At 73.4% G+C, this 25,541-nt stretch carries 23 protein-coding genes and 1 pseudogene; 12 read left to right on the top strand and 12 right to left on the bottom strand.

Annotated elements, in window-relative coordinates; genetic code table 11:
• Positions 1-615 (top strand): hypothetical protein (locus tag AB0D94_RS34730; RefSeq protein ID WP_362060779.1); only part of this gene is annotated, 615 nt, incomplete at its 5' end.
• A 30-nt stretch (positions 616-645) separates the two neighbouring features.
• Here the strand turns inward: AB0D94_RS34730 and AB0D94_RS34725 are convergent.
• From AB0D94_RS34725 to AB0D94_RS34705, 5 genes are all read right to left on the bottom strand, one after another.
• On the bottom strand, positions 646-1,545 hold the full coding sequence (locus AB0D94_RS34725; protein ID WP_362060776.1) for an arginase family protein: 900 nt from the start codon (positions 1,543-1,545) through the stop codon (positions 646-648).
• A gap of 131 nt (positions 1,546-1,676) precedes the next feature.
• Complete coding sequence (locus AB0D94_RS34720) at positions 1,677-2,297, bottom strand: nucleoside/nucleotide kinase family protein (protein ID WP_362060785.1); 621 nt, start codon at positions 2,295-2,297, stop codon at positions 1,677-1,679.
• A 92-nt stretch (positions 2,298-2,389) separates the two neighbouring features.
• On the bottom strand, positions 2,390-3,202 hold the full coding sequence (locus tag AB0D94_RS34715; RefSeq protein ID WP_362060773.1) for an ABC transporter permease: 813 nt from the start codon (positions 3,200-3,202) through the stop codon (positions 2,390-2,392).
• Complete coding sequence (locus tag AB0D94_RS34710; RefSeq protein WP_362060770.1) at positions 3,199-4,194, bottom strand: ATP-binding cassette domain-containing protein; 996 nt, start codon at positions 4,192-4,194, stop codon at positions 3,199-3,201. The genes AB0D94_RS34715 and AB0D94_RS34710 overlap by 4 nt, the downstream gene beginning before the upstream one ends.
• 171 nt (positions 4,195-4,365) lie before the next feature.
• A complete protein-coding gene (locus AB0D94_RS34705; RefSeq protein WP_362060767.1) occupies positions 4,366-5,526 on the bottom strand; it encodes a hypothetical protein in 1,161 nt (386 codons plus the stop codon).
• Positions 5,527-5,706: 180 nt separating this feature from the next.
• Here AB0D94_RS34705 and AB0D94_RS34700 point away from each other — a divergent pair, with 180 nt between their 5' ends.
• The 3 genes from AB0D94_RS34700 to AB0D94_RS34690 all read left to right on the top strand — a co-directional run bounded on the left by AB0D94_RS34700 (position 5,707) and on the right by AB0D94_RS34690 (position 10,223).
• Positions 5,707-7,182 carry a CehA/McbA family metallohydrolase gene (locus AB0D94_RS34700; protein ID WP_362060764.1) on the top strand — a complete coding sequence of 492 codons (1,476 nt, stop codon included), beginning with the start codon at positions 5,707-5,709 and terminating at the stop codon, positions 7,180-7,182.
• A gap of 903 nt (positions 7,183-8,085) precedes the next feature.
• Entirely contained in the window at positions 8,086-8,991 is a 906-nt protein-coding gene (locus tag AB0D94_RS34695) for a hypothetical protein (RefSeq protein ID WP_362060761.1), read from the top strand.
• A 167-nt stretch (positions 8,992-9,158) separates the two neighbouring features.
• On the top strand, positions 9,159-10,223 hold the full coding sequence (locus AB0D94_RS34690; protein ID WP_362060758.1) for an AI-2E family transporter: 1,065 nt from the start codon (positions 9,159-9,161) through the stop codon (positions 10,221-10,223).
• A 15-nt stretch (positions 10,224-10,238) separates the two neighbouring features.
• On the opposite strand, the gene AB0D94_RS34685 is transcribed toward AB0D94_RS34690, so the two are convergent.
• Positions 10,239-11,069, bottom strand: coding sequence for a methyltransferase domain-containing protein (locus AB0D94_RS34685; protein ID WP_362060755.1), 831 nt, complete (start codon positions 11,067-11,069; stop codon positions 10,239-10,241).
• Positions 11,070-11,159: 90 nt separating this feature from the next.
• Here AB0D94_RS34685 and AB0D94_RS34680 point away from each other — a divergent pair, with 90 nt between their 5' ends.
• The gene (locus AB0D94_RS34680) at positions 11,160-11,648 is read left to right on the top strand and encodes a phosphate-starvation-inducible PsiE family protein (RefSeq protein WP_362060752.1); all 489 of its coding nucleotides are present in this window, start codon (positions 11,160-11,162) and stop codon (positions 11,646-11,648) included.
• A 41-nt stretch (positions 11,649-11,689) separates the two neighbouring features.
• Here AB0D94_RS34680 and AB0D94_RS34675 read toward each other — a convergent pair whose 3' ends face one another.
• Together AB0D94_RS34675 and AB0D94_RS34670 are read right to left on the bottom strand one after the other, a co-directional pair.
• Positions 11,690-12,133, bottom strand: coding sequence for a hypothetical protein (locus tag AB0D94_RS34675; protein ID WP_362060749.1), 444 nt, complete (start codon positions 12,131-12,133; stop codon positions 11,690-11,692).
• 32 nt (positions 12,134-12,165) lie between these two features.
• Positions 12,166-13,284 (bottom strand): helix-turn-helix domain-containing protein, encoded by a 1,119-nt coding sequence (locus AB0D94_RS34670; RefSeq protein ID WP_362060746.1) that lies wholly within the window; start codon positions 13,282-13,284, stop codon positions 12,166-12,168.
• A 1,185-nt stretch (positions 13,285-14,469) separates the two neighbouring features.
• On the opposite strand from AB0D94_RS34670, the gene AB0D94_RS34665 reads away from it, so the two are divergent.
• A complete protein-coding gene (locus AB0D94_RS34665; protein ID WP_362060743.1) occupies positions 14,470-14,730 on the top strand; it encodes a hypothetical protein in 261 nt (86 codons plus the stop codon).
• A 3-nt stretch (positions 14,731-14,733) separates the two neighbouring features.
• Here the strand turns inward: AB0D94_RS34665 and AB0D94_RS34660 are convergent, their stop codons facing one another.
• Positions 14,734-15,303 (bottom strand): helix-turn-helix transcriptional regulator, encoded by a 570-nt coding sequence (locus AB0D94_RS34660; protein WP_362060740.1) that lies wholly within the window; start codon positions 15,301-15,303, stop codon positions 14,734-14,736.
• A 148-nt stretch (positions 15,304-15,451) separates the two neighbouring features.
• On the opposite strand from AB0D94_RS34660, the gene AB0D94_RS34655 reads away from it, so the two are divergent.
• Complete coding sequence (locus AB0D94_RS34655; RefSeq protein WP_362060737.1) at positions 15,452-16,900, top strand: MFS transporter; 1,449 nt, start codon at positions 15,452-15,454, stop codon at positions 16,898-16,900.
• Here AB0D94_RS34655 and AB0D94_RS34650 read toward each other — a convergent pair.
• Entirely contained in the window at positions 16,833-17,177 is a 345-nt protein-coding gene (locus AB0D94_RS34650; protein ID WP_362060782.1) for a TetR-like C-terminal domain-containing protein, read from the bottom strand. The genes AB0D94_RS34655 and AB0D94_RS34650 overlap by 68 nt on opposite strands.
• A gap of 110 nt (positions 17,178-17,287) precedes the next feature.
• On the opposite strand from AB0D94_RS34650, the gene AB0D94_RS34645 reads away from it, so the two are divergent.
• From AB0D94_RS34645 to AB0D94_RS34635, 3 genes and pseudogenes are all read left to right on the top strand, one after another.
• Positions 17,288-17,857, top strand: a complete 570-nt coding sequence (locus AB0D94_RS34645; RefSeq protein WP_362060734.1) for a WHG domain-containing protein — start codon at positions 17,288-17,290, stop codon at positions 17,855-17,857.
• Between the two features lie 34 nt (positions 17,858-17,891).
• A complete protein-coding gene (locus AB0D94_RS34640; protein ID WP_362060731.1) occupies positions 17,892-19,085 on the top strand; it encodes a lipase in 1,194 nt (397 codons plus the stop codon).
• A 177-nt stretch (positions 19,086-19,262) separates the two neighbouring features.
• Positions 19,263-21,992, top strand: a pseudogene (locus tag AB0D94_RS34635) (exo-beta-D-glucosaminidase).
• On the opposite strand, the gene AB0D94_RS34630 reads toward AB0D94_RS34635, so the two are convergent.
• Complete coding sequence (locus AB0D94_RS34630) at positions 21,952-23,007, bottom strand: aldo/keto reductase (protein WP_362060728.1); 1,056 nt, start codon at positions 23,005-23,007, stop codon at positions 21,952-21,954. The pseudogene AB0D94_RS34635 and the gene AB0D94_RS34630 sit on opposite strands and share 41 nt — an antisense overlap.
• A 95-nt stretch (positions 23,008-23,102) precedes the next feature.
• Between AB0D94_RS34630 and AB0D94_RS34625 the strand changes: the two genes are divergently transcribed.
• A complete protein-coding gene (locus AB0D94_RS34625; protein WP_362060725.1) occupies positions 23,103-23,714 on the top strand; it encodes a TetR/AcrR family transcriptional regulator in 612 nt (203 codons plus the stop codon).
• Between the two features lie 42 nt (positions 23,715-23,756).
• On the opposite strand, the gene AB0D94_RS34620 is transcribed toward AB0D94_RS34625, so the two are convergent.
• Positions 23,757-24,740 (bottom strand): aldo/keto reductase, encoded by a 984-nt coding sequence (locus AB0D94_RS34620; RefSeq protein WP_362060722.1) that lies wholly within the window; start codon positions 24,738-24,740, stop codon positions 23,757-23,759.
• Positions 24,741-24,841: 101 nt separating this feature from the next.
• Here AB0D94_RS34620 and AB0D94_RS34615 point away from each other — a divergent pair, with 101 nt between their 5' ends.
• Positions 24,842-25,444, top strand: a complete 603-nt coding sequence (locus AB0D94_RS34615) for a TetR family transcriptional regulator (protein ID WP_362060719.1) — start codon at positions 24,842-24,844, stop codon at positions 25,442-25,444.
• Positions 25,445-25,541: the final 97 nt, after the last annotated feature.

Genomic DNA, 25,541 nt, shown 5'->3' with positions numbered 1-25,541 from the left:
TCGCAAGGCGGAGGGCCGCGGCTCGTACTGGACGTACCGGCGCGGTCCGACAACGCGGCGAGGTGCCGTGCCGGGCGGCGCGACCCGGTGAACCTCTCCGGTCACAGCACTAGCCGTGCACGCACGCCGGTGCACGCACGTACGAGAGCGAGGAAGCCCATGCTGCCGGACACCGGCCTTTCCGCGGTCGAGGCGGAAGCCCGCGCCTGGTTCGACCAGTACGTGTCCACGTTCGTCGGCCTGGCGGCCGCCGGCGAGAGCGACCCGGCCCCGCTGCTCGACTACTTCGCCGTACCGATCTCCATGACCACCGATGCCGCCCATGTGGTGCTCACCTCCGCCGACGCGCTCGTCGCGGGCCTCAGTCAGGAGTTGCGGACCCTGCGGGACGCCGGGTACGGAGGCAGCACGGCGCTCGATCCTGAGGTACGGGCCCTGAACGAGCGGTGCGTGCTCATCGAGGTGACCTGGGCGCGCAACGACACCGGCGGACGCGAGTTCCAGCGCGTCCGTGTGCTGTACCTCGTGGCCAGGACCGACGCCGGCTGGCGGACCACGGCATCGGCCGTGCTCTCCCCGGCGCCCTCCGCAGGCCGGCTCAGGCCTCCGGCGTGACGGAGGGCGGACCGGAGCGGGCGGCGGGACTCATCGGCCGTCCTGGCCGGTCCGCGCCGACAGCCCTCGGCGGAGGCACGCGGTGAGGCGGGCCGCGATGGTTCCGTCGGGGTCCAGGCGGGGGTTGAAGATCGTGATGTCGAGGCCGATGGCCCGTTCGTCGGCCAGTGCCGTCGCCAGCACGCCCTCCAGTTCCTCCCAGGTCAGCCCGCCGGGGATGCGGTAGTCGACGGCGGGCATGATCGCGTCGTCCAGGACGTCGACGTCGAGGTGGACCCAGTAGCCGGCGGCCTCGCCGTCCGTCAGGCGGCGGACCGCCTCGCGTGCGGCCGTGGCGGCGCCGGCCGCACGCACGCCGTCGAGGTCGATCGCATGGAGTCGCGGCGGCAGCGGTTGCATCCCGGCCTCGTCTGACTCGGCGGTGTCGCGGAAGCCGAAGGCGACGACGTCCTCGTCGCGGAGCAGGGGTCCGCGGCCTTCCAGGTCGGTGAGCAATCGCGGGCCGCGGCCCGTGGCCAGGGCGAGCTCCATCGAGGCCGCCTCGCCGGTCGGCTCCGCCGACGGCTGGTAGAAGTCGGTGTGGCCGTCGAGGAACAACAGGCCGTGGCGTCCCCGGCGGCGCAGGGCGAGCAGGTTGCCGAGCAGGATGCTGCAGTCGCCGCCGAGGACCACGGGGAAACGGCCGGCGTCGAGAGCGGCGCCGACCGCATCGGCCAGCCGGACCGAGTACCCCGCGATGGCGACGGGGTTGAGGATCCCGGTATCGGCGTCCCGGTGCGGGTCGTACGCGGGCGCTTCGACCCGGCCGGCGCGCACCGCCCCGGGGTGGTCCAGCAGGCCGGCGTCGAGCAGGGCCGTCGGCAGGTCCTGGACGCCGGAAGGGCGCAGCCCCAGTACGGAGGGTGCTTCGATGACCGCCGTTTCCCGCACGTCTCAGACCCTTCGCCGCCCGGTCGAGGACCGCCGCCACAGATCCATGGTCGCGCAGAACGGACACCGTGCCGAGCCGACGGCTGCGGCCCGGAGGCGGTGGGGCAGTTCGGGCGGGGGCAGGGACACGGTCAGCCGGTGTCGAGGACGAGGTCGGCGCGGTCGCGGCCCGGGGCGACGAGGCGGGCGTTCGCCTCGTCCGAGCGGGCCACCCACGCGCGTGCGCAGGCCGGATCCTTGCCGTGGCGTACGTGCCGGTCGAGCAGGCGGCCGATGCGCAGGGCCTCGTCGGGGGCGAGGTACCAGGCCTCGTCCAGCAGGGGTCGTACCGCGGCCCACTCCCCCGCGTCGTGCAGCACGTAGTTCCCCTCGGTGATCACCAGCGGTACGGCCGGGGCGACGGGGATGCTGCCCGCCACCGGCTCCTCCAGGGAGCGGTCGAAGGCGGGCGCGTAGACCGTGGCCGGGCCGGGCGCGCGCAGTCGGCGCAGCAGGCAGACGTACCCGGCGGCGTCGAAGGTGTCCGGGGCGCCCTTGCGGTCGGCCAGCCCCAGCCGGGCCAGCTCGGCCTGGGCGAGGTGGAACCCGTCCATCGGGACCACCACGGCCTTCTCCGGGCCGAGCGCGTCGGCGAGCCGGGCGGCCAGCGTGGACTTTCCGGCCCCCGGCGGCCCGGCGATGCCGAGGATCCGCCTGCTGCCCGGGGTGGCCAGTGCGCTCGCCCTGGCCATCGGTTCCGTCGTCTTCTCCATCGGTTCCGTCGTCTTGCGCACCTGCGTATCCTGCCCGAGGATCACGCCCGGCGGCCTCGTTCCGCGGTCCTCGCGTTCAGCGGTCCTCGCGTTCAGCGGTCCTGGGACCGGTACGCGCGCATCGCCAGCGGCATGAAGACGGCCGCTATGCCCGCCGCCCAGACCAGGGACCAGAGGATCGGCCCGCCCGTGGGGGTGCCGAGCAGGAGTCCGCGGACGGCGTCCGACAGGTGCGTGACGGGGTTGATCTCCACCCATGCCTGGAGCCAGCCGGGCATGGTGTCGACCTGGGCGAACGCACTGCTCGTGAAGGTGATCGGGAAGATGAACGTGAAGGCGTAGACCTGTACCTTCTCCGGGTCCCCGGCCACCATTCCGATCAGCACGGCCGTCCACGAGACGGCGGCCGCGAAGGTCAGCAGCAGCACGGTCGCACCGAGGAAGCCTCCGATGCCTCCGGTGACCCTGAAGCCCAGCAGCATGCCCAGCGCGACCATCAGGATCATGGCCCAGAGCTGTTTGGCCAGGTCTGCCGCGATGCGTCCGAAGAGCGGCGCCGAACGGGCGATGGGCAGGCTGCGCAGCCGGTCGAAGACCCCCTTGGTGAGGTCGGAGTTCAGCGACATGGCGGTGTACGTGCTCATGAAGAGGGTGTTCTGGACGATGATCCCCGCGAGGGCGTACTGGAGGTACTCGCGGGGAGAACCCGACATCTGCCCGCCGAACACGTAGGTGAACAGGAACACGAACATGATGGGCGTGATGCTGTAGTCGACGAGTTCCAGTGGGTTGTGTTTCACCGAGACCAGGCTGCGCCACGCCATGGTGGCCGTTTGCCGCATGGCCGCGAGGGGGTGCACCCTGCCGCCGCTGCCCATCTCTTCGGTGATCGTCGCTGTCGTCATGACGGGCTCCCCGCGTTCACGTGCTGGTCCTCGGTTTCCTCGGCCACCGGGGGGCTTTCCGGCTCCGCGTGGTGCCCGGTGAGGACCATGAACACCTCGTCGAGGGACGAGCGCCGCAGAGTGAGTTCGCCGACCTCGATGCCCGCCTGGTCCAGTCGGCGCACGACGCTCGGCATGAGCGCCGGATCGTTGACGGGGGCGGTGATCCCCTCGCCCTCGATCTTGGTCTGCGGCCCGGCAGCCTCGGTGATCAGCGCGTGCGCCGCGCCGAGATCGGCCGGGTGGGCGGGGCGCAGTTCCAGCACCTGCCCGCCGACCTGCGACTTCAGCTTGTCCGGGGTGCCGTCGGCGATCACCGTGCCCTTGTCGATCACGACGATGTTGTCGGCGAGCCGGTCGGCCTCGTCCAGGTATTGGGTGGTCAGCAGGGTGGTCATGCCCTCCGAGACCAGGACGCGCAGCATGTCCCACACCTCGCCGCGGCTGTGCGGATCGAGCCCGGTGGTCGGCTCGTCGAGGAAGAGGATCTGCGGCCGCCCGACCAGGCTGGCCGCGAGGTCGAGGCGTCGCCTCATGCCTCCCGAGTAGGCCTTGGCGGCCCGACCGGCCGCGTCGGTCAGATGGAAGCGGTCGAGCAGGTCGGCCGCCCGGGCCCGGGCGTCGCCGCGCGGCATGCCGAGCAGCCGGCCGATCATCAGCAGGTTCTCCGTGCCGGTCAGGTTCTCGTCCACGGCGGCGTACTGCCCCGTCAGCCCGATCAGCGAGCGGACCCGCCCCGCTTCCCGCACGACGTCGTACCCGCCGACCTCCGCCCGCCCTCCGTCCGGACGCAGGAGAGTGGCGAAGATCCGGACTGCGGTCGTCTTCCCGGCGCCGTTGGGACCCAGCAGGCCGCACACGGTCCCAGCCGGAACCTGAAGATCCACCCCGGCCAGCGCGCGCGTCTCCTTGAACCGCTTGGCCAGCCCTTCGGCTTGGATCGCGTGCTTCATGGGATCACCTCGTATCCGCCCGGGAACCTCCGACATTCCTCTCAACTGTGACCCACGCCACTGACAATCCGCCTGCCGATGGGCAATCCGGCCCTTTAGCGCTCACCGCGCGCGACGGCGACCGGGACCGCTGCCGTCAGCCGTCGGTCGTCAGCCGTCGGTCGTCAGCCGTCAGCCGTCGATGCGTTCCAGCGCTTCGGCCAGGGCGCGGCACAGCGCCTCGTCCTCGAGGATGTTCCGGCCCGTTCCGTAGGTGCAGGTGATGCGCTCCCCGGCGGCCAGCATCGCCTGGAGCACCGGGCGGGCCTGCGCCGCCGGGGCCCCGATCGCCCCGAGGTGGCGTACGAGGTCCAGCGTCGGGAAGGCCGGATGGCCGGCCCGGTCCGGCTGCAGGGCCCCCAGCAGTACGGGAACGGCTTCGGCGCTCTCCCCGGTGATCCGCCACCAGGCGTGCGCCGCCCCCGCGCGGGTCCAGGCGCCCGGCGAGCCGAGCAGCGCGCGTACCGCGTCGGCGTGCTCGGCGGCTGCCGGTCCGAGGTCGGCCAGGTGGCCCAGTACGGGCCGGCCGGCCCCGGCCCGCACGGCGGCGCCGCACACGGCGAGGGCCAGCGAGTCGTCCCCGGTGATCCGCCAGTGCGCCCAGGCGGCCGTCTGGGCCCCGTTCCAGCGGCGCGGGCCCGGTTCCCCGCCAGGGCGCTGCGGGCGGCTGCGGCCGAGGGCGAAGTCCGCCAGCAGGTCCGCCGCGGCCGCGGCGCCCGGTCCGATGCGGCCGAGCGCCCTGGCCGCGTCCCGGGCATGCGGGCCGTGCAGGTGGGCGATCAGCTCGGGCGTCGCGGGCGCGGAGTCGGCGCCCCACGCCGCGAGCACGTCGATGGCCGTCTGATGGGCGTACCGCTCCGGATCGAGGCGCAGCCCGCGGCGGACCGCCGGGAGCAGCGCGGCTGCGGGCAGCGTGGCAAGGGTCGGCACGTGCCGGCGGTCGTGGACGAGCGGGAGCGATCCGCGCTCCAGCACGGCGCCCAGCGGACCGGCGGCACGCACGTCGCCGAGTCCGGCCAGGGCGAGCAGGGTGTGCTGGACGTGCAGGTGGCCGACGTCGGCCGGCGGGCCGGCGACGAACGCGGCGAACCGGTCGGCATGTGCGGCGACGGCCGGGCCGGCCTCGGCCACGGCCCCGCCCGCCTCCCAGCACACGTGCGGGCAGGTGTCGGTGGCCGCCACCGCGAGCACGTCCCAGAGTTCCTGCGGCGGATTCCGGAACGACTGCACCGTGCGGGCCGCCGCCCGCGCTCTCCGCTCGCGCCGCAGGCGATTCCAACCGCTCCACAGCATGCCCGGACCCCCTTTGCGTGAAGGTCCCCCCGGACCGTGTGGATCAGACGCCGACCCTAACGATTGCGGACCGCGCTGACCAGCGCGTTCGCCGGAGACGCCACCGCCCGGCAGGGACGGGCCCTCGCGGCGGCCCGGGGATTCACGCCCGCTTAACCTGGCGGCGTCATCCTCGGCAGCATGGTCCTCAGTCGACGAGCACTGCTCGCACAGGCAACCGGAGCGGCCACCGCCGCCGCCACCCCCTCCGTCGCGGCCCCGGCCGCCGCCTCGGAGCCGACCACCACCACGACGCTGCGCGGCACGATCCCGCCGGGCGCCCCGGACTTCGTGTACGTCCCGCTGGACGTCCCCCCGGGCATACGCGAGTTACGTGTCTCCTACCGTTACGAGAAGCCGCCCACGCCGGCCGGCACCCCGGGCAACGCCCTCGACATAGGCCTGTTCGACCGGCGCGGCACCGCGCTCGGCGGCCGGGGCTTCCGCGGCTGGTCGGGCGGCGCCCGCAGCGAGTTCTTCCTCCGCGGCGACGACGCCACCCCGGGCTATCTGCCCGGCCCGCTGGAGCCCGGCCGCTGGCACCTCGCGCTCGGCCCGTACACCGTCGCCCCGCAGGGCCTGCCGTACGAGATCACCGCCACCTTCGTGCAAGGCGAGGCGGGCCCGACCGCCCCCGCGGCCTACCCGCCCGAGCGGGTTCCGGGCCGCGGCCGCGCCTGGTACCGGGGGGACTGCCACGTCCATTCCGTGCACTCCGACGGCCGTCGCACCCCGGCCGAGATCATCGGCCTCGCCCGCGCCGCCGGGCTGGACTTCGTCAACACCTCCGAGCACAACACCCACAGCTCCCACACCGCCTGGGCGGGCGCCGCCGGCGAGGGCCTGCTCGTGCTCACCGGGGAGGAGGTCACCACCCGTACCGGCCACGTCCTGGCCGTCGGCACCGATCCGGGCACCTTCGTCGACTGGCGCTACCGGGCCCGCGACGGCCGGTTCGGGCGCTTCGCCCGCGCCGTCCGGCAGGCCGGCGGCCTCGTCGTACCCGCCCACCCGCACGCCCCCTGCATCGGCTGCGCCTGGAAGTTCGGCTACGGCGAGGCGGACGCGGTGGAGGTGTGGAACGGCGCGTGGACCCCCGACGACGAGGTGTCCCTGGCCTCCTGGGACGCCACGCTGCGCGGCGCGGACGGCGACCGCTGGCTCCCGGCCCTGGCCCACAGCGACTACCACCGCGACCCGGACCGCGTCGGCGGCCCGCAGACCGTGGTCCTGGCCGACGACCTGTCGCGTACGGCGATCCTCGCGGGCCTGCGCGCCGGCCGTGCCTACGCCGCGGAGTCCTCCGCCGTCTCCCTCGAGTTCAGCGCCGTCACCGGGCGCGGCGCCCACGCGGGCATCGGGGAACGGCTGCGGGTCGCCGATCCGGCCGCGGAGGTCCTCGTACGGCTGGCGGTGACCGGCGCCGAGGGCTGCGACCTCCGGCTGGTCACCGACCAGGGCCTCGCCTTCACGGCTGCTGGGGCGGCTTCCCTGGAGTGGCGTACGACGGCGGCCCGGAGCGCGTACGTCCGGGCGGAGGTACGCCATCCGCCCCAGGCCGGGCCCCTGCCCGGCGCCCTGGCCGCCTTCACCAATCCCATCTGGCTGAGCACCTGACGGGGCACGACGGCGGCCTGCGGCCTCTTGGAGCAGCTCCGGTGGGCGGGGTACGGGCCCGCTCGTAGCGTGGGCGGGGCACCTTCGCCGGAACCGGAAGACTCAGCAAAGAGACCTCACCATGGCGGACACTGACGCGATTGCCGAGACGGCCTCCAAGGACAGCACCGGGGTGGTCGGCCTGGGGGTGACCGGGGTCGCCGGGTACGCCCGGCCGGCGGCCCGGGACCTGGCCAAGGAGCGGGAGGTACGGGCCGGCGTGCTCGGCATCGGGGACCAGAACACGCACTCCCCCGGCGTGGCCGGCGTCGGTGAGATCGGCGTGGACGGTTTCGGGTCCGAGTGCGGTGTGCGCGGCCGCAGCCAGCAGACGGGGGTGCGGGGCGAGTCCCTCTTCGACGAAGGGGTCCTCGGGGTGTCGAAGGCGACCGGTGTGGGTGTGATGGGGACGAGCAAGGACGGCAACGGCATGCGCGCGGAGAGCGAGACCGATGCCGGGCTCATGGCGACCTCCCACAAGGAAGTGGGCGGCGTCTTCTTCTCCCGGGAGGCCGCGCAGGTCGAGCTCACCCCCCGGCCGGCCGACACCCGGTTCGCGGACTCCGCGCCACGGCTGCCCGGGGCGGGGCGGCTCGGTCAGCTCGTCGCCCTGAGCGATGCCGATGCGACCTGCCGCCTCTACCTGTGCGTGGAGGCCCGGGAGGGAACTCCGGCCCGGTGGGCGCCGGTCCAGCTGGGAGACCCCCTGGACGGGCGCGTCGCGCCGGGGGGACTTGCACGGGGCCGGTGCTTCGAACGGGCGGTTCGCCGCCCGCGTCGGCGGCGTGGCGGGTGTCGGTCCGCGCAGCGGCAGTGGGCGGTGGGGTTGAGTGGCCGGGCCTTCCCTACTCCCGAGGAGCTGCCATGGCCGTCCAGGAACGTCTTCCCGCCGGCACGATCCTGCTCTGCGACTCCCAGGCCTTCGGCTGCGCCGGTGCGGTGTTCCGCGTGGACCCGGAGACCGGTGAGCCGCGGACGCTCGCCGTGGGCGGCGACCTCCAAGGGGCGACCGGTCTCGCCTTCGAGGCCGACGGAAGCCTCCTGATCAGCAAGGACCGGTTCTTCCCCGGGACCGGCGCACTGCTGCGGCTGCCCGCGGGGACCGGGACGCAGACCGAGGTGTCGTCCGGCCAGAAGTTCGCCACCCCGGGCGACGTGGCCGTCGAGGCCGACGGGCAGATCCTGGTCGCCGACAGCTTCGCCCTCGGGTCCGGCGCCGTGATCCGGATCCATCCCGCCACGGGTGACCAGAGCGTGGTGTCCCCCGGCGAGGGGCAGGGCGATCCCCCGCCCAGGCCCGTGAAGCTGTGCACCGCTCCCGACGGCACCATCCTCGTCGTCGAGCAGGCCATGGCGGGCGGTGGGGACCACTCGGCCCGCGTGGTCCGCGTCGACCCGGCCACCGGCGCCCGTACGACGGTCACCTCGGGCGGTGAGCTGCGCAGCCCGATCGGGGTGGCGGTCGACGGTGACGGCGGCATCCTGGTGGCCGACGCCAACGCCTTCGCCGGCTTCGGCGGTGGGGTGATCAGTGTGGATCCGGTGAGCGGGGCGCAGACCACCGTGGCCTCCGGCGGCGGGTTCGTCGCCCCTCAGGCGCTGGCGGTCGAGGCCGACGGCAGCATCCTGGTCACCGACAACGAGGCCCTGGACGGCGTGGGCACCCTGTTCCGGGTGGACCCCGCGACCGGGGCGCAGCAGGTGCTCGCCTCGGGCGGGGACTTCAGGCGTCTGACGGGCGTGGCGGTCGTACCGGCGGCCGCGGGCTGAGCGCCCGGGCGGGGCGCCGTCGTCTCCTCCCTCGCGTGCAGGAGACGAGGCCGTGAGCGGGGCGATGACCGGGCGTTCGCCCGTACGGTCCCCCGGTCGGGCGGATGCCGGGGGAATGTCGGAGCTCAGGCGTGGCCCTGCGCGCCCGCGGTGGTACCTCGTTGGCCATGCAGCCAGGCACACCGCCGCCGGTGATTCCGTTCCTTCGTACGGCCGCCGCGTACGCGTGGCGCCTGCTCGTGGTCGGGGCCGTCGTGTACGCGCTGTTCGCCGTGCTCGGGCGCTTCCACGAGATCGCCGTGGCCGTGTTCCTCGGCCTGGTGGTCACCGCGCTGCTGCGGCCGGTCGCGGATGTGGCCGCGCGGGGTCTGCCGCGCCCGCTGGCGGTGGCCGTCACCCTCGTCGGCGGCGCCGCGCTCGTCCTCGGCGTGCTCGCGCTGGTGGGCGAGGCGGTGGCGGGTGAGCGGACGACGCTGGTACGCGAGTTCCACGAGGGCATCGGCCGGATCGAGGACTGGCTGGAACAGCCGCCGTTCCGGCTGGACCCGGAGGCGCTGTCCGACGTCCAGTCCAGGGTCGGGCAGTACCTGTCCAGCCACCGCTCGACCCTGCTGAGTACGGCGCTGAGCGGTGCGAGCCAACTGGTGGCGGTCCTCACCACCCTGGCCCTGGCTCTGTTCTGCTCGGTGTTCTTCATCCACTCGGGAGACCGGCAGTGGGCGTGGTTCCGCGCGCAGCTGCCGGTCTCCGTACGCGAGCGCACCGCGATCGGCGGACGGGCGGCCTGGCGCACCTTCACCGGCTACACGCACGGCATCGTCCTCGTGGCGGCGACGAACGCGGTCCTCGTCGGTCTCGCGCTCTGGCTGCTCGGGGTCCCGCTGGCCGTGCCGCTGGCGCTGCTGGAGTTCATGGCCGCGTTCATCCCGCTGATCGGCTCCCCGGTGGCACTCGCGGTCGCCGCCGTGGTCGCGCTCGCGTCGCAGGGCCCGCTGGTGGCGGCGGTCGTGGTCGCCCTGATCGTGGTCATCGGCCAGATCGAGGGCCATCTGCTGCACCCGCTCGTCATGAGCTGGGCGGTGCGGCTGCACCCACTGGTGGTGGCGATCTCGGTGATCGCGGGAGCCATCGCGGCGGGCGTCGTGGGGGCCGTGGTGGCGGTGCCTCTGGTGTCGGTGATCTGGTCGGTCCGCACGGCACTGCGCGAGGCCCCGGGGATGCCGGAGGGCTGAGCCCTGATCGCCGGTCTACGGCCCGCCCTTGCGGCCCCAGGCCGTGAGCATGCCCGGTGACAGTCCGGTGCACCGGGGAGAGTCCAGGTAGCGCACGGCCTCGTCGATCTGCGCGTCGTCGACGAGCCCCGTTCCGACCATGGCCTCCCGGGCCCGCTCCCAGGTCTCGGTCCAGAACGCGCTGATCGCGCTGCCCGGTTCGAGCGGCGGTACGTGGATCTCGGCCGCCACGGACTCCAGGCCCGCCGCGCGCAGCAGCTCGGGGTGGCGGGGAACCCGGGAGACGTCGGTGCCGATGGTGTCGCGCAGCCCCTGCCACATGGCCCGCATGGCGCGGGTGTACGGCGTGACGGGCGCGGAGCCCGTCGTCAGGTCGACCGCGTCGCTGATGACCAGTACTCCGCCGGGGGCGAGCAGCCCGCCCAGCCTGGCGACCATGCGCTGCGGGGACGGCAGGTGCATGAGGACGAACCGGGCGTGCACCAGTTGGAAGAGCCCCGGGGCGAAGTCGTCGGAGGTGATGTCCGCCTGCCGCACCGTCAGGCCCGGCACGGGGTGCGCCGCGAGGAACCGTACGTCGCGGTCCACCGCGAGGACCTCCGCGACGCCCGCCTCGTCGAGCAGCTTCCGCGCCACCGTGCCGGTGCCCGCGCCCACTTCCAGGCAGGTCCAGCCGGGCCCCGCGCCCAGCAGCCGCAGTCGGGCCATGGTCGTCTCGTCGTAGGTGAGGGCTCCGAGGTCGATACGGTCGCCCTCGCCTCCCTCGTCGGGACGGAAGACCCGTTCCCCGTAGCGCCCCGCATCCGGGGAGCCTGCGCCGTCCGACGGTCGCCCTGGGCCGGTCATGGGCCCATTGTCGCCCGATCGGCCACAGGGCGCGCCCGGGCGGGCTACGGCACGTCGCGGGCACCGGGCGGCACTCCTAGCATGCGAACCATGTCTGCCCCTACCGAGAAGGTCATCCGCCAGAGGGCGCAGCACGTCCTCGAGTGGGCGGAGGACTGCATCCACCTGGTCGTCGCGGCGCTGCTCGTGCTGCTCGCCGTCCTGCTGACGATCGGCGTCATCGGCGACATCGTGGCCGCGGTCCGGGGGCCCTACAACGAGCAGGCGATCGCCCTGTCGGCGCTGGACAACAGCCTGGTGCTGTTCATCGTGGCCGAGCTGCTGCACACGGTGCGGCTGACCATCCGTACGCAGGTCCTGGACGCCGAGCCCTTCCTGGTGGTCGGGATGATCGCGGGCGTCCGCAAGCTCCTCATCATCACCGCGGAGTCGGAGAAGACCTTCCAGTGGCGGGTGCAGGGGGTCGAGCTGGTCATCCTGACGGGGCTGATCATCACCATGGCAGCGGCCGTGTACGTCTGGAGGCGGCGCTCACCCGTCACGGACTCCGGCCCGCAGCTGGAGGTGCCGCACACCTGACGGTCCCTCCTCGGCGGCCGGGGCGGGCCGGGCGTCTCGCCTCACAGCGCGGTGTCGCAGCCCCGCGCGCAGGAGGCGGGATGGGTGCAGGTGGTGCTGCGGGCGAGGTAGCGGATCTTGCTGGGGTCGCGGCCGGTGATGTCGGCGCTGGCTTCCGGGGTGAAGCCGAGGGCGGCGAGTACCCGTACGTCCTCGTGCAGCACGCAGGAGGCCGCGGGGTGCGGCGCGGTGCGGCTGCGGACCTCGTACGAGACGAAGTCCCAGGCGCGGGCGGTGGGGTTGGGCGAGCCGACGACGGCGCTCCAGCCGACGACCAGGGAGCCGAAGGCGGAGCGGACGGCTTCCACGGCGAGGTGGGGCGGGAGCTGGGCCCGGGCGTAGCTGAGGTAGCGGGCCTGGTGGAGGGTGTAGAAGGCCTCGAAGGCCGGGGGCAGGGCGACGCCCGGGAGGTCGGCCGGGGACGCGGTGTGCGGGGTCGGGTTCATGGCTCCTCCCGGGGCGGCGGTCGGTGGCTGGGTCAGCCGAATGCGGCGGCGGGGTAGCGGGGCCGGTATTCGGGGGGTGGCGGGGGCGCGGGGGGCTGGGTGGCCGCCTGCCACAGGGGGCGGAGATCGGCGGGGCGGCCGCGCAGGGCGAAGACGATGCGGGCGGTGGCGTCCCAGTCGAGGATGTGTCCGCCGTTGAGGGCGCGGGCGATCTCGCTGATCGTGAGCTTCTTGGAGGTCATGCGCTGGATCGCCCAGAGGTCGGGGCGGTCCGCGGCGAGGTAGAGGGCGCTGAGGGCGATGTGGAACTTGGTGCGGGCCTCGGCGGGATCGTCGGGGGCGGGTTCGCGGTTCGGGGTGTCGGGGGCGGGCGGGCGCTGGGCGGCTTCCCACAGGTCCCGCAGTTCGGCGACGTTGCCTCCGCAGGCGGCCGCGAAGTTCTCCACGACGGGCCAGGACGGCCGTCGGTGGCCGGCCAGGATCCGGGAGACGTGGGAGGCGGATACGCCGATCTCCTCGGCGGTGTCCTTCAGGGCCCGGCCCGTGCCCCGGTGGAGGAAGGCCAGTGCCGCGGCCAGTTGCTGGGCCGGAGTCTGGCTCGGCGGCCGGGCGGAGCCCTCGTCCGGGGCTGCGGGAGCGTGACCGCCGGCGCCGCTCACGCCGGGCGGGCCGGCGTGGGGGAACCTGGCGGGCATGTCCCGTTCCCGGCGGGCGGTGCGCAGGTGGTCGAGGCGGCGCCGGAGCTTGTCCTGCGTCCACTTCTTGCGGAGCCGGTCGGCGCTGTGGCCGGTGGAGGCGACGATGGTCTCCCAGGAGTCGCCGCGTGCCCGGCCGCGGTGGACGGCGGCCGCCTCCACGTCGGCGAGCAGCCGGTACAGGTCGGTGATCTGGTGCATCAGCGTCCCGGAGTCGGCCGCGTCGTGGATGGTGGCCAGCAGGTCGCCGGCGGCGAGGTGGAAGTCCTCGCCGGCCTCCGTCAGGTCCCTCTCGTACTCGGAGAGGTCCGGGGGTTCGGCGGGCCGGCTGCGGGCGGCGGACTTGCAGCGCGGGGAGCAGAAGGTGCTCGGGCGCCCGGGCCGGACGGTGTGGAGGAAGTCGTTTCCGCAGCGGATGCATTGCCTGGTGAGCTGCCGCGGGAGGGCGGAAGGCATGCCGGTGTCTCTTTCAGGGGAAGCACGGACGGAATTAGGGGGCACGGGCCGGTCGCGGATGGCGCGCCGCGCGAGAAACTCGCGCGGCGCGACCGGACACGGGCGCGGTCCGCGGACGATGTCCGCCGGCCGGCCGGCTCGCACGGGAGGGATGGGGGTGGCGAATTCAGATTCTGCGAACTCGCCGGTACGCGACGCGCGTCCCCGCTGCCACCGTGGAAATAGCCATGGCCAGAGCTGCGAGGGTGACGGAGTCACGCACACCCGTGATGAGGACGATCGGCAGCACCAGGACGGCCAGGAAGAGGCTCCCGCGCGCCGTGACCGCCAAGTCATCGGCGCTATGTGTTTCTCCGTCAGAAGACGGGGCCATGATAGTTTCGGCACCTGATCCCAGCACCCATAAAGGGCGCTGGCGGTGATACCGGTCGTAAGGCATGAAGTACTCCGATCTCGGCGTGTTTCGCGCCGGCGTGCGATCGATGTCACGGTGGTTCGACAAGGCCCTGGCTGTGGTTTGCACGCCCCCGCCAGGGTCCTTGCCTTTCCCGGCAACTTCACCGGTGAGCGGGACAGTAACTTGCCGCCTGTCCGCAGCGCCACGCGCACGGAGGGTTATGGCCCGATGCGCCCAAGGCCGCACACAAACCCTTGTTCTCCCCCGCAACACTCCCGTTCAGCCTGGTTCCGGACATCGGCGATCGACTCCGAAACAAGGTGGTCCGATGATGCGCCAGAACGACGAACGACGAGCGCGATGTCACCAATCGTGGCCAGCAACGCCCTGACCCACGAACCCTCGACTACGCCCCGCCAATGGGACAAACCCCGGCAAGTCGCCGCGGGCGAGATGCCCTGCGCCACCACCCGCCAGCCCGCGCCACCGCTCCGCACGACCCGACGGTTGCGCCTCCGGGCCCGCCCCTCGGGCACGGGCCGGGCGGCCTGCGGCGCGGCGCGGGGTCGGTGATCGTACTGCTCCCGGGCAGGTCACGCCGCACACTTGGCACTTGTTCACCCTCAAGGGGCCCCAGTTGCACCGCTCTTTACCCACGGACGCCTCGCGGAGGGTGTTCTTGCGCTGGTCGCCGGAAGCAGCGGTCCGGGCCGCCCGCGCCCGCTTCGGGACGCGCCGTCGCGCCATCGCGCACCACCCACCTGCACCGACCACGAGAGGGCAGCGTCATGACGAACGAGCTCACCCGCACCGAGCGCATCGAGTACACCAAGCGCCAGGACGCCGCCTACCAGGAGGGCGAGGACGCCGTCGCCCGCCTGGCGGCAGCACTCGTATGCGCCGGGGTCTCCCTCCCGTCGCTGCGCAACGACGGGCCCGTGGGCGGCCACGGCTTCGTCCACCTCGGCGGCTGCAACGCGGCCCTCGCCGGCCGGCTCGCCGAGGTCATCGCCGCGGGCGCCCGGGCCCTGCGGGAGCAGCCCCGCTGAGGCTCACGTCGTGGCACGGACCCGGGCCTTGTCGCCCTGGGGGCCGAAGATGTGGAGGATCTCGACGGACCGGTCGCCGCTCGGGCCGAACCAGTGCGGCTCGGCGGTGTCGAACTCGGCCACCTCGCCGGGTCGGAGGGTGAGTTCGCGGTCCCCCAGTACGAGCAGCAGCTCCCCGGCGAGGACGAAGAGCCACTCGTAGCCGGCGTGGGTGACGAGTTTGCGGGGGCCGGGGGCGATCACCTGCTTGAACACCCGCAGCCGGCCCGGGTATTGCGTCAGCGGCACCAGGACGCTGCCGTTCCTGCGGTGCCGCAGCGGGGTCAGGTGCACCCTCGGGTCGCCGGTGGCCGGGGTGGCGATGAGCTGGTCGAGCGCGATGCGGTGCACCCGGGCGAGCGGGACCAGGAGTTCGAGGGTAGGGCGGCGCTTGCCGGACTCGAGCCGCGACAGGCCGCTGACCGAGATGCCGGTCGCGGCCGACAGCGCTTCGAGGGTCATGCCGCGGTCGCGGCGCAGTGAGCGCAGCCGGGGCCCGATGGCGGCGAGCATCTGCTCCATTTCGGCGTCCATGCCTCCCAGTCTGCGGGCACGGCGGCGGACTTCCCGCCGGGGCCTCAGTCCGGTCTCTTTGCGGTCTTCGCAAATTTCCTACCCGGTCCGCTAGCGCCGGAAGGACCTTGGTGCCCCCGGACCTACGAAGCACCACGAAGGAGCACCCATGGACGCGAGATCGGACCCGCCCAACCGCTGGACGGTCCTGGCGATCTGCTGCCTGAGCCTGTTCGTCGTCGGGCTGGACACGACCGTCGTGAACGTCGGGCTGCCGGCGATCGGCGCCGGCCTGCACGTCGGAACCCGCGGCCTGGAGTGGACGGTCGACGCCTACACGCTCGTCCTGGCGAGCCTGCTGATCTCGTCCGGCGCGCTGGCCGACCGCATCGGACGCCGACGCGTGTTCCGGCTCGGGCTGGTCGTCTTCGGCGCCGCGTCCGTGGCGTGCGCGCTCGCGCCGAACGCCGGCGTGCTGATCGCCGCCCGCGCGGTACAGGGCATCGGCGGCTCGATGCTCAGCCCGGTGGCGCTGGCGATCGTCGTCAACGTGATGACCGAGCCCAAGGAGCGGGCGCGCGCGATCGGGATCTGGGCTGCCGTCTTCGGCGTCAGCATGGCCGCCGGCCCCCTCGTGGGCGGCGCGCTCGTCTCGGCCTTCGGCTGGCGGTCGCTCTTCTGGATCAACCTGCCGGTGATCGCGGTGGCACTGGTGCTGACCGCCCTCCACCTGCCGGAGTCCCGGGCGGAGCGGCCGCGCCGCCTCGACGGGCCGGGCCAGCTGCTGCTGACCGTGGTGGTCGCCTGTTCGGTCGCCGTACTGATCGAGGGGCCGCACATCGGGTGGGGTTCGCCCGCGGCGATCCTCGGCTACGTCCTGGTCGTCGCCGCGGCGGGGGCCTTCGTACGGGTTGAGGCGCGACGGGCCGAACCACTGGTGGACCCCCGGCTGTTCCGCAGGCCGCCGTTCGCCGCCGCAGTCGTCGGCGCGGTCGTGGTGTTCATCGCCCTCAGCGCGACCCTGCTGCTGAACACCCTGTACCTCCAGCAGGCGCGGGGCACGAGTCCGCTGGCCGCAGGGCTCGTCACGCTCCCGATGGCCCTCGCGGCCACCGTGTGCGCGCCGGTTTCCGGGGTGCTCGTCGGGCGTTTCGGCCCCCGCCCGCCGCTGCTGCTCGCCGGGGCGTTCATCACGGCCGGCGGGCTCTGCCTCGTAGGCATCGGCGACGACACCGACGTGCGGCTGCTGTCACTGGCCTACCTGCTCGTCGGCACCGGGTTCGGCTTCGCGAACGCGCCGATCACCAACGTCGCGGTCAGCGCCCTGCCGCCGGAACGCGCCGGGGTCGCCGGAGGGATCACGTCGACCGCCCGCCAGGTCGGTTCGGCCCTCGGCATCGCCCTCGCGGGCAGCGTCATCGCGGACGCCGCGCCCGCGCAGCTGGCCGAGGCGTCCCGCCCGGGCTGGCTCCTGGTCGCCGGCTGCGGGGTGGTCGTACTCCTCGCGACCCTGGCGGCCTCGCCCCGCACCGAGGACCGCCGCCCGCCGTTCAGGCGGACGCCAGCAGATGAGCCCGCGCCGCGGCCAGCGCGACCCGCACGGCACGCTCCGCGGTGACCTCGTCCACCGGCTCGTCGGTGAACACGAGCCGGAAGTAGAGCGGGGCGGCAAGGGCCTTGAGGAGCTCGGCCGGGTCGGTGTCCGCGGGCAGTTCGCCGCGTTCGACAGCTCGCGGGTGACGACGGCGGACGCCCGGCTGAAGCGGTCGTGGAGGAGCGCGCGCTTGACCTCGGCGAGCCCGGGGATGCGTACGGCGTCCGACAGGACGGTGGTGAGCAGGGCGCGGCCCGCCGGCGCGTTCATGGTGGCGACCAGCGTGCGGGCCGGTTCGTATCCGTACGGACGAGCCGACCCATCGGGCCTATGAGCCTTATGGGTTTGCCTAAAAGTATTAGGCAAACCCATAATGGCTTTCACCGAAGGGGCGCGAGCGGGAGGACGGACATGGTGCGCGTAGGGCTGACCGCGGAGCGTTTGGCGCGGGCGGGCGCGGAGCTCGCCGATGAGGTCGGCTTCGAGCAGGTGACCGTCTCGGCGCTCGCCCGGCGCTTCGACGTCAAGGTGGCGAGCCTGTACTCGCACGTGAAGAACTCCCGGGACCTCAAGACCCGGATCGCCCTGCTCGCCCTGGAGGAACTCGCCGACCGGGTCGCCGCGGCGCTCGCGGGGCGGGCCGGCAAGGACGCCCTGACCGCCTTCGGAGACGTCTACCGCGACTACGCGCGGGAGCACCCCGGCCGCTACGCCGCGGCCCAGCTGCGGCTCACCCCGGAGGAAGCGGCCGCCAGCGCCGGAGGCAGGCACGCCCGGATGACGCGGGCGATCCTGCGCGGCTACGACCTGACCGAACCGGACCAGACCCACGCCGTCCGGCTCCTGGGCAGCGTCTTCCACGGTTACGTCAGCCTGGAAATGGGCGGCAGCTTCAGCCACAGCGCCCCCGATTCGCAGGAATCCTGGTCGCGCGTACTGGACGCCCTCGACGCCACGCTGCGGAACTGGCCCGCTCCCTGACCGCCTCCGACCACACTGATCACAGGCTGGAACCATGAACACCCCGCACCGCTGGATCACCACACCCATCACCCCCGACCTCCTGCGCGGCGCCCTCGACCTGGAGCGCACCGCCCACGGCGTGCTTCCGCACCGGCTGCCCGCCCGGGCCCGCGCCCAGTGCGCCGACGGCCAGCTGGCCATGGCGGAGGCCCAGCCCTCCGGCGTACGGCTGGTCCTGCGCACCCGGGCCACCGTCATCGAGCTGGACGCGCTGCGCACCAAGAGGGCGTACGTGGGCGCCCCGCCCCGCCCCGACGGCGTCTACGACCTGCTCGTCGACGGCCGGCTGGCCGGGCAGGCGGGGGTGACCGGCGGCAACGTCCTGACGGTGGACATGACCACCGGGGCCGTGGAGTCCCGGCCCGGCCCGGTCGGCACCGCCCGGTTCTCCGGGCTCCCCGACCGCCTCAAGGACGTCGAGATCTGGCTGCCGTACAACGAGACGACCGAGCTGGTCGCCCTGCGCACCGACGCCCCCGTCGAGCCCCTGCCCGACCGGGGCCGTCCCCGGTGGGTCCACCACGGCAGCTCGATCAGCCACGGCTCCGACGCCGCGAGCCCGAGCGCGACCTGGCCCGCCGTGGCCGGCGCCCTCGGGGGCGCGGAACTGACCAACCTCGGCCTGGGCGGCAGCGCCCTGCTCGACCCGTTCACGGCCCGCGCGCTGCGCGACACCCCCGCCGACCTGATCAGCGTCAAGATCGGCATCAACCTCGTCAACACCGACCTGATGCGGCTGCGCGCCTTCGGACCGGCGGTCCACGGCTTCCTCGACACCGTCCGCGAGGGCCACCCGACCATCCCGCTGCTGGTCGTCTCGCCCATCCTCTGCCCCATCCACGAGGACACCCCCGGCCCCAGCGCCCCGGACCTCGACGAGCTGAGCGCGGGCAGGATCCGCTTCCGCGCCACGGGCGACCCCGCGGAACGGGCCGCGGGCAAGCTGACCCTGGGCGTCATCCGCGACGAACTCGCCCGCATCGTGCGCCAGCGGGCGCCCCAGGACCCGAACCTGCACCACCTGGACGGCCGCGCCCTCTACGGCGACGCGGACTGCGCCGAACTGCCGCTGCCCGACCGGCTCCACCCGGACGCCGCGACCCACCACCGCATGGGCGAACGCTTCGCCGCCCTGGCCTTCGGCCCCGGCGGCCCCTTCGCCACCGGCCGGGGCGTGCACGCGTAGCGGGGAACCTGCGCGAACTCGGGCCCGCCCTGGCGTGGCATCCACGCTCGCCGCCCCGGAAACCGATATACCCCAGGGGGCGTCCGTGGACCGAGTGCCGGTCCTGCCGCCCGTCCCACCAGGTCACTGGCCATCGAGGGGCGGCTCTCCAGGGCGCCCCGACCCGCGGGAGGCCCCGTGTTCCACCGCCTCGCCCTCGCCGCCGTCGGACTGGTCCTCGCCCTCGCGGCGGGGACCTCCCGCGCGGCTCCCGCCACGCAGCCGGCGCCGGGGGCGGCCCCGGGAACGCGGGTGACCGCGGTCGCCGCGGAGCCGGGCAGCGTGACCGCCCTGGCCGGGTACGCGATCCAGTCGACGGCGAAGGTCACGGACACGGCGGCCGCCGTGTCCAGCCCCGGCTATCCGGCGGCCGGCTGGTATCCGGCCGGCTCCCGCTCCACCGTCCTCGCGGCGCTCCTCGCCGCGGGCGTGTACCCCGATCCCTTCTACTCCACCCAGCAGCGCCAGATCCCGGCCGCCGACTTCGCCGTCCCCTGGTGGTACCGGTCCGATTTCACCGTCGCCGACACGGCGGCCCGTACGTACCTGGACTTCAGCGGAGTGATCTCCGCCGCCGACGTCTTCGTCAACGGCCACCGGATCGCCACCGCGGACACCGTCGCCGGCGCGTACACCCGGCACGAGCTCGACGTCACCGGCCTGGTCAGGGCGGGCACCAATACGGTCGCCTTCCGGATCCAGCCCAACAACCCGCGCGAGCAGCTGACCATGGGCTGGCTGGACTGGCTCCAGCCGCCGCCCGACGAGAACATGGGCATCGTCCGCGACGTCACGGTCCGCCGCGGCGGTCCGGTCGCCCTGCGCGACGCGCACGTGGTGACCGCCCTGGCCATGCCGTCGATGGCCTCCGCCGACCTGACCGTCAAGGCTCGGGTACGCAACGACTCGGCCGCCGCCGTCACCGTCACGGTGTCCGGCACCGCGGGTCCGGCCGCCGTGAGCCGGGAGGTCACCCTGGCCCCGCACGAGACGAAGACCGTGGTCTTCTCCCCCGCCGACCACCCCGCGCTCCGGCTGGCCGCACCCCGCGTGTGGTGGCCCGCCGCGATGGGCGAGCAGCCGCTCTACGGCCTCGACCTGACCGCGACGGTGAACGGGACGCCCTCCGACACCGCCCACGAGTCCTTCGGCATCCGCGAGGTGCGGGCGCCGCTGAACGCCGACGGCGCCCGCCAGTACCAGGTCAACGGCCGCCCGCTGCTGATCAAGGGCGCCGGCTGGTCCCCCGACGAGTTCCTGCGCTGGGACCTCACCTACGTCGAGGACCGGCTGAAGTACGCCCTCGACCTCGGCCTGAACACCCTGCGCCTGGAAGGGCACCTCGAACCCGACGAGTTCTTCGACCTCGCCGACCGGTACGGGATCCTGACGCTTCCCGGCTGGGAGTGCTGCGACAAGTGGGAGGGAGAGGTCAACGGCACCGAGGCCGGGGAGAGATGGGACACCCCCGACTACGCCGTCGCCAGGGCCTCCATGGCCGCCGAGGCGGCCCGTCTGCGCCACCACCCCAGCGTCATCTCCTTCCTGATCGGCAGTGACTTCGCACCGGACTAGGAGATCGAGCGGGGCTACCTCGACGCGCTGCGGGCCGCCGACTGGACGGCTCCGGTGGTGCCCGCCGCCTCCGAGGCCTCCGCACCGGTCACCGGCAGGTCCGGGATGAAGATGACCGGACCCTACGACTGGGTCCCGCCCGGCTACTGGTACGAGAAGCGGGAGGGCGGCGCCACCGGCTTCAACTCCGAGACCAGTGCCGGCCCGGACGTCCCGACCCTCGACACGCTGCGCCGCATGATGTCCCCCGCCGAGCTGGAGTCGTTGTGGAAGAACCCCTCCGCGGCCCAGTACCACCGCTCCCCCTCGGCCACCTTCGCCACGCTGAAGCTGTACAACGCGGCGCTGGCGGGCCGCTACGGCGCCCCGTCCGGCCTCGACGACTACGTGCGCAAGGCGCAGCTGGCCCAGTACGAGAACGTACGCGCGCAGTTCGAGGCCTACGGGCGCAACGCGAAGGACGCCTCGGCGCCGTCGACCGGCGTCATCTACTGGATGTTCAACAGCGGCTGGACCTCGTTGCAGTGGCAGCTGGTGGACCGCCATCTCGACCAGGGCGGGGCCTACTTCGGCGCGAAGAAGGCGAACGAGCCCCTGCACATCCAGTACGGGTACGACGACCGCTCGGTGTCGGTCGTCAACAACCGGACCTCCGCTGCCTCCGGGCTGACGGCGCGGGTGACGCTCTTCAGCACCGACGGCACGCAGCGGTACGACCGGACCGTGACCGGCCTGGACGTCGCCGGCGGCGGCGCGAGCAGCACGGCGCTGACGGTGCCCGCGTCGGTCACGGGGCTGTCCACCACGTACCTGGCCCGGCTCCTGCTGACCGACGGCTCCGGGCGCGAGGTGAGCCGCAACGTGTACTGGCTCTCCACCCGGGCGGACGTGCTCGACTACGCGAACACCACCTGGTACCACACGCCCACCACCTCCTACGCCGACCTCAGCGGGCTGAACTCGATGCGGCGGGCGGAGGTCACCGCTGCCGCCTCGACGACGCGGGACGGGGCGGGGACGTCCACGACGACGGTGACCGTACGGCACTCCGGCAGCGGCAGCACCCCGGCTCTGCTCACCGACGTCCACCTCGTGGGAGCGCGGGACGAGCCGGTGCTGCCGGTCCGGTGGAGCGACAACCAGGTCAGCCTCTGGCCGGGTGAGTCGGTGACGCTGACGGCGACCTACCGGACCGCCGATCTGCGCGGCTCCGCGCCGCGGCTGCGGATCTCCGGCTGGAACGTTCCGACGGTCACGGCCGCGGCGGACCGCTCTGGACGAGCGGGGGGTTGAGGCGGGCGAAGCCCTCCTGGCGTTCGTAGGGGAAGTACGGGTACGGAGCCGGCCGGTGGCTCGCGGCGTCGAGGCGGGCCACCTGCTCGGGTGCCAGGGTCCAGCCGACCGCGCCGATGTTCTGGCGCAGTTGGGCCTCGTTGCGCGCGCCGACGATGACGGTGGACACCGTGGGCCGCCCCAGGAGCCAGTTGATGGCCACTTGGGGGATGGTCCGGCCGGTCTCCCGGGCCACCTCGTCGAGGGCGTCGACCACGTCGTAGAGGTACGCGTCCTCCACGGGCGGGCCGAAGTCGGCGGTCTGGTGCAGCCGGCTCTCCGCCGGCAGCGGGCGGCCGCGACGCAGCTTGCCGGTCAGGCGGCCCCAGCCCAGCGGGCTCCAGACCATGGCGCCGACGCCCTGGTCGTGGCCGAGGGGCATCAGCTCCCATTCGTAGTCGCGGCCGATGAGGGAGTAGTAGACCTGGTGGGCCGCGTACCGGGGGAAGCCGAGCCGCTCGGAGGCGGAGAGGGACTTCATCAGCTGCCAGCCCGCGAAGTTGGAGACGCCGATGTGGCGGATCTTCCCCGACCGGACCAGCTGGTCGAGGGTGGACAGCACCTCCTCGACGGGGGTGGCGGCGTCGAAGGCGTGCAGCTGGAAGAGGTCGATGTAGTCGGTGCCGAGCCGGCGCAGGGCGTCCTCGGTCGCCCTGATCAGGCGGGAGCCGGAGGTTCCGGCGTCGCCGGGCCCGTCGCCCATCGGCAGACCGGCCTTGGTGGACAGCAGGACCTGGTCCCGCCGGCCCTTGACCGCCTGGCCCAGTACCTCCTCCGAGGCTCCCGCCGAGTACACGTCGGCGGTGTCGAACATGGTGATGCCGGCCTCGATGCAGATGTCGACCAGCCGGCGCGCCTCCTGCGCGTCCGTGGTGCCCCAGGCGCCGAAGAGCGGCCCCTGGCCGCCGAAGGTGCCGGCCCCGAAGCTCAGGGCGGGGACCTCGAGACCGGACGTACCGAGCTGCCTGTATTCCATGATGAATCCCTCCAGTGAACGTAATGGCACCGCAGACCCGTTAAGCTGCTGCCAACGTATCAGGAGATCCTCACTAATGGAACCGGAGACCCGTTATGACGTCTGGTGATGCCGTCGAGCCGGGCACCGTACGCCCCGGGGGCCGCACGGCCCGGGTCCGGGCCGCGGTGCTCCAGGCGGCCGGGGACATGCTGGCCGAGTCCGGGTTCCACCGGCTGGACCTGGCGGAGGTCGCCCGCCGCGCCGACGTCGGGAAGACGACCGTGTACCGCCGCTGGGGAACCGTGGCCGGCCTGGTCGCGGACCTGCTGTCGGACATGGCCGAGCAGTCCTCGCCGCGCACCGAGACGGGCTCGCTCGTCGAGGACCTGCGGGCCAACGCCGGCCTGGTGCAGCGCACGCTGGCCGACCCCCGCCAGGGGCCGCTGTTCAAGGCGGTGATCGCCGCGGCCACGAGCGACGAGCGCACGGCCGAGGCCCTGCACCGCTTCTACGAGGTCCGCGTCGCCGAATGGGCGCCCTGCGTCCAGCAGGCCGTCGACCGGGGCGAACTCCCCGAGGGCACCGACGCCGCCGAGGTGGTCCGCGCCGTATCGGCCCCCCTCTACTACCGGCTCCTGACCTCCGGCGCCCCCCTCGACGAGGCCGCCGCGGAGCGGGCCGCGCATGCCGCGGTCGCCGCGGCCCGCGCGGGGGCCTTCGGCTGAGCGCCGCCGGTCAGCCGGACTGCGGGCCGGCCGGGCAGCGGATCAGCCGTTGAGCGACCCCATCAGCTCGGGGGCGTAGCGGTCGCCCGAGGCCACCCCGAGCGGCGCCACGGCATCGATGGCCGCCAGGTCCGCGTCGGTGATCGTCACGCCGGTGGCGGCGACGTTCTCCTCCAGGTAGCGGCGGCGCTTCGTGCCCGGGATGGGTACCGCCCCCTGGTGCAGGGTCCAGGCCAGGGCCAGCTGCGAGGGCGTGACGCCCTTCTCGGCGGCGAGGCGGCGCACCTGGTCGACGACGGCGAGGTTGCGGTGGAAGTTCTTCCCCTGGAAGCGGGGGTCGGTACGGCGGAAGTCGTCGGCCGCGAAGTCGTCCGGGCTGGTGATGGCGCCGGAGAGGAAGCCCCGCCCGAGCGGGGAGTAGGCGACGAGCCCGATGCCGAGCCGCCGCAGGGTCTCCAGGACCCCGTCCTGCTCGATGCCGCGCTCGAAGAGGCTGTACTCGGTCTGCACGGCGGCCAGCGGGTGCACGGCATGGGCGCGCTCGATGGTGGCGGGCGCGACCTCGCACAGGCCGATGTGGCGGACCTTGCCGGCCGCGACCAGCTCGGCCATGGCGCCGACGCTCTCCTCGACCGGCACGGCCGGGTCGACGCGGTGCAGGTAGTAGAGGTCGATGTGGTCGGCGCCGAGGTGGCGCAGGGAACGGTCGGCCGAGCGGCGGATGTACTCGGGGGTCGCGTTGTGACCGCGGAAGGCACCCTCGTCGGTGAACTCGACGCCGGTCTTCGTGGCGATCACGGCGGCCTCGCGGCGGCCGGTCAGAGCCTTGCCGAGGAGCTGCTCGTTACGGAAGGGGCCGTAACCCTCTGCGGTGTCGAGCAGGGTCACGCCCAGTTCCAGGGCGCGGTCGATCGTGGCGAGCGACTCGGTCTCGTCGGTGGCTCCGTAGTGGGCGCTCATGCCCATCAGGCCGAGCCCCTCGGCGCCGACCTCCAGCCCTTGGCCGCCCAGTGCGCGGATCTCCATGGTGTTCTCCTCGAGGTAAGTAACTAACTGGATAGATAGACCATGCATGACGCTTCGCCGCGATGTCAATAACCAGATAGTTACTTGCTAGGCTGCCCACCATGGCAAGGGATTCCAGCGCGACCAAGGCCCGCCTGCTCGACGCGGCCTTCGCCGAGTTCGCGGCGTACGGCATCGCCGGCGCGCGCGTCGACCGCATCGCCGAGGCGGCGCAGGCGAACAAGCGGCTCATCTACGTCTACTACGGCAACAAGGAGCAGCTCTTCGACGCGGTGCTCCAGCGGGCGCTGGAGACGGGCTCGGAGTCCGTGCCGTTCGACGCCGACGATCTGGCCGGCTACGCGGGCGCCGTCTTCGACCACCTGGTCGAGCGGCCGTCGCTGATGCGGCTGGTCCTGTGGAAGCAGTTGGAGCGCCCGGGATCCACGGAAGCGGAAGCCGCGTCCTACGAGCGCAAGATCGGCGCGGTGCGGCAGGCGCAGGAATCGGGCCGGATCGACGCGGGGGCGGATGCCGCCGATGTGCTGACGCTGGTCGTGAGCCTGTCGCAGGCATGGTTCGGCGCGGTGGGCGGCCCGGCCGCGGACGGTACGGGCACGGGCGGTACGGGCACGGGGACGGGCACCGGCTGGACACCCGAGCGGCTGGCCCGCCACCGGGCGGCGGTGGTGGAGTCCGTCCGCCGGATCACCACGCCCGCCTAGCCCTGTGACCGGAAAGGTTCACCGGGTCGCGCCGCCCGGCACGGCACCTCGCCGCGTTGTCGGACCGCGCCGGTACGTCCAGTACGAGCCGCGGCCC

Source organism: Streptomyces sp. NPDC048255, assembly GCF_040652415.1.
In the GTDB taxonomy this organism is placed as follows: Bacteria; Actinomycetota; Actinomycetes; order Streptomycetales; family Streptomycetaceae; genus Streptomyces.
This window is presented reverse-complemented; position numbering and strand designations above follow the sequence as displayed.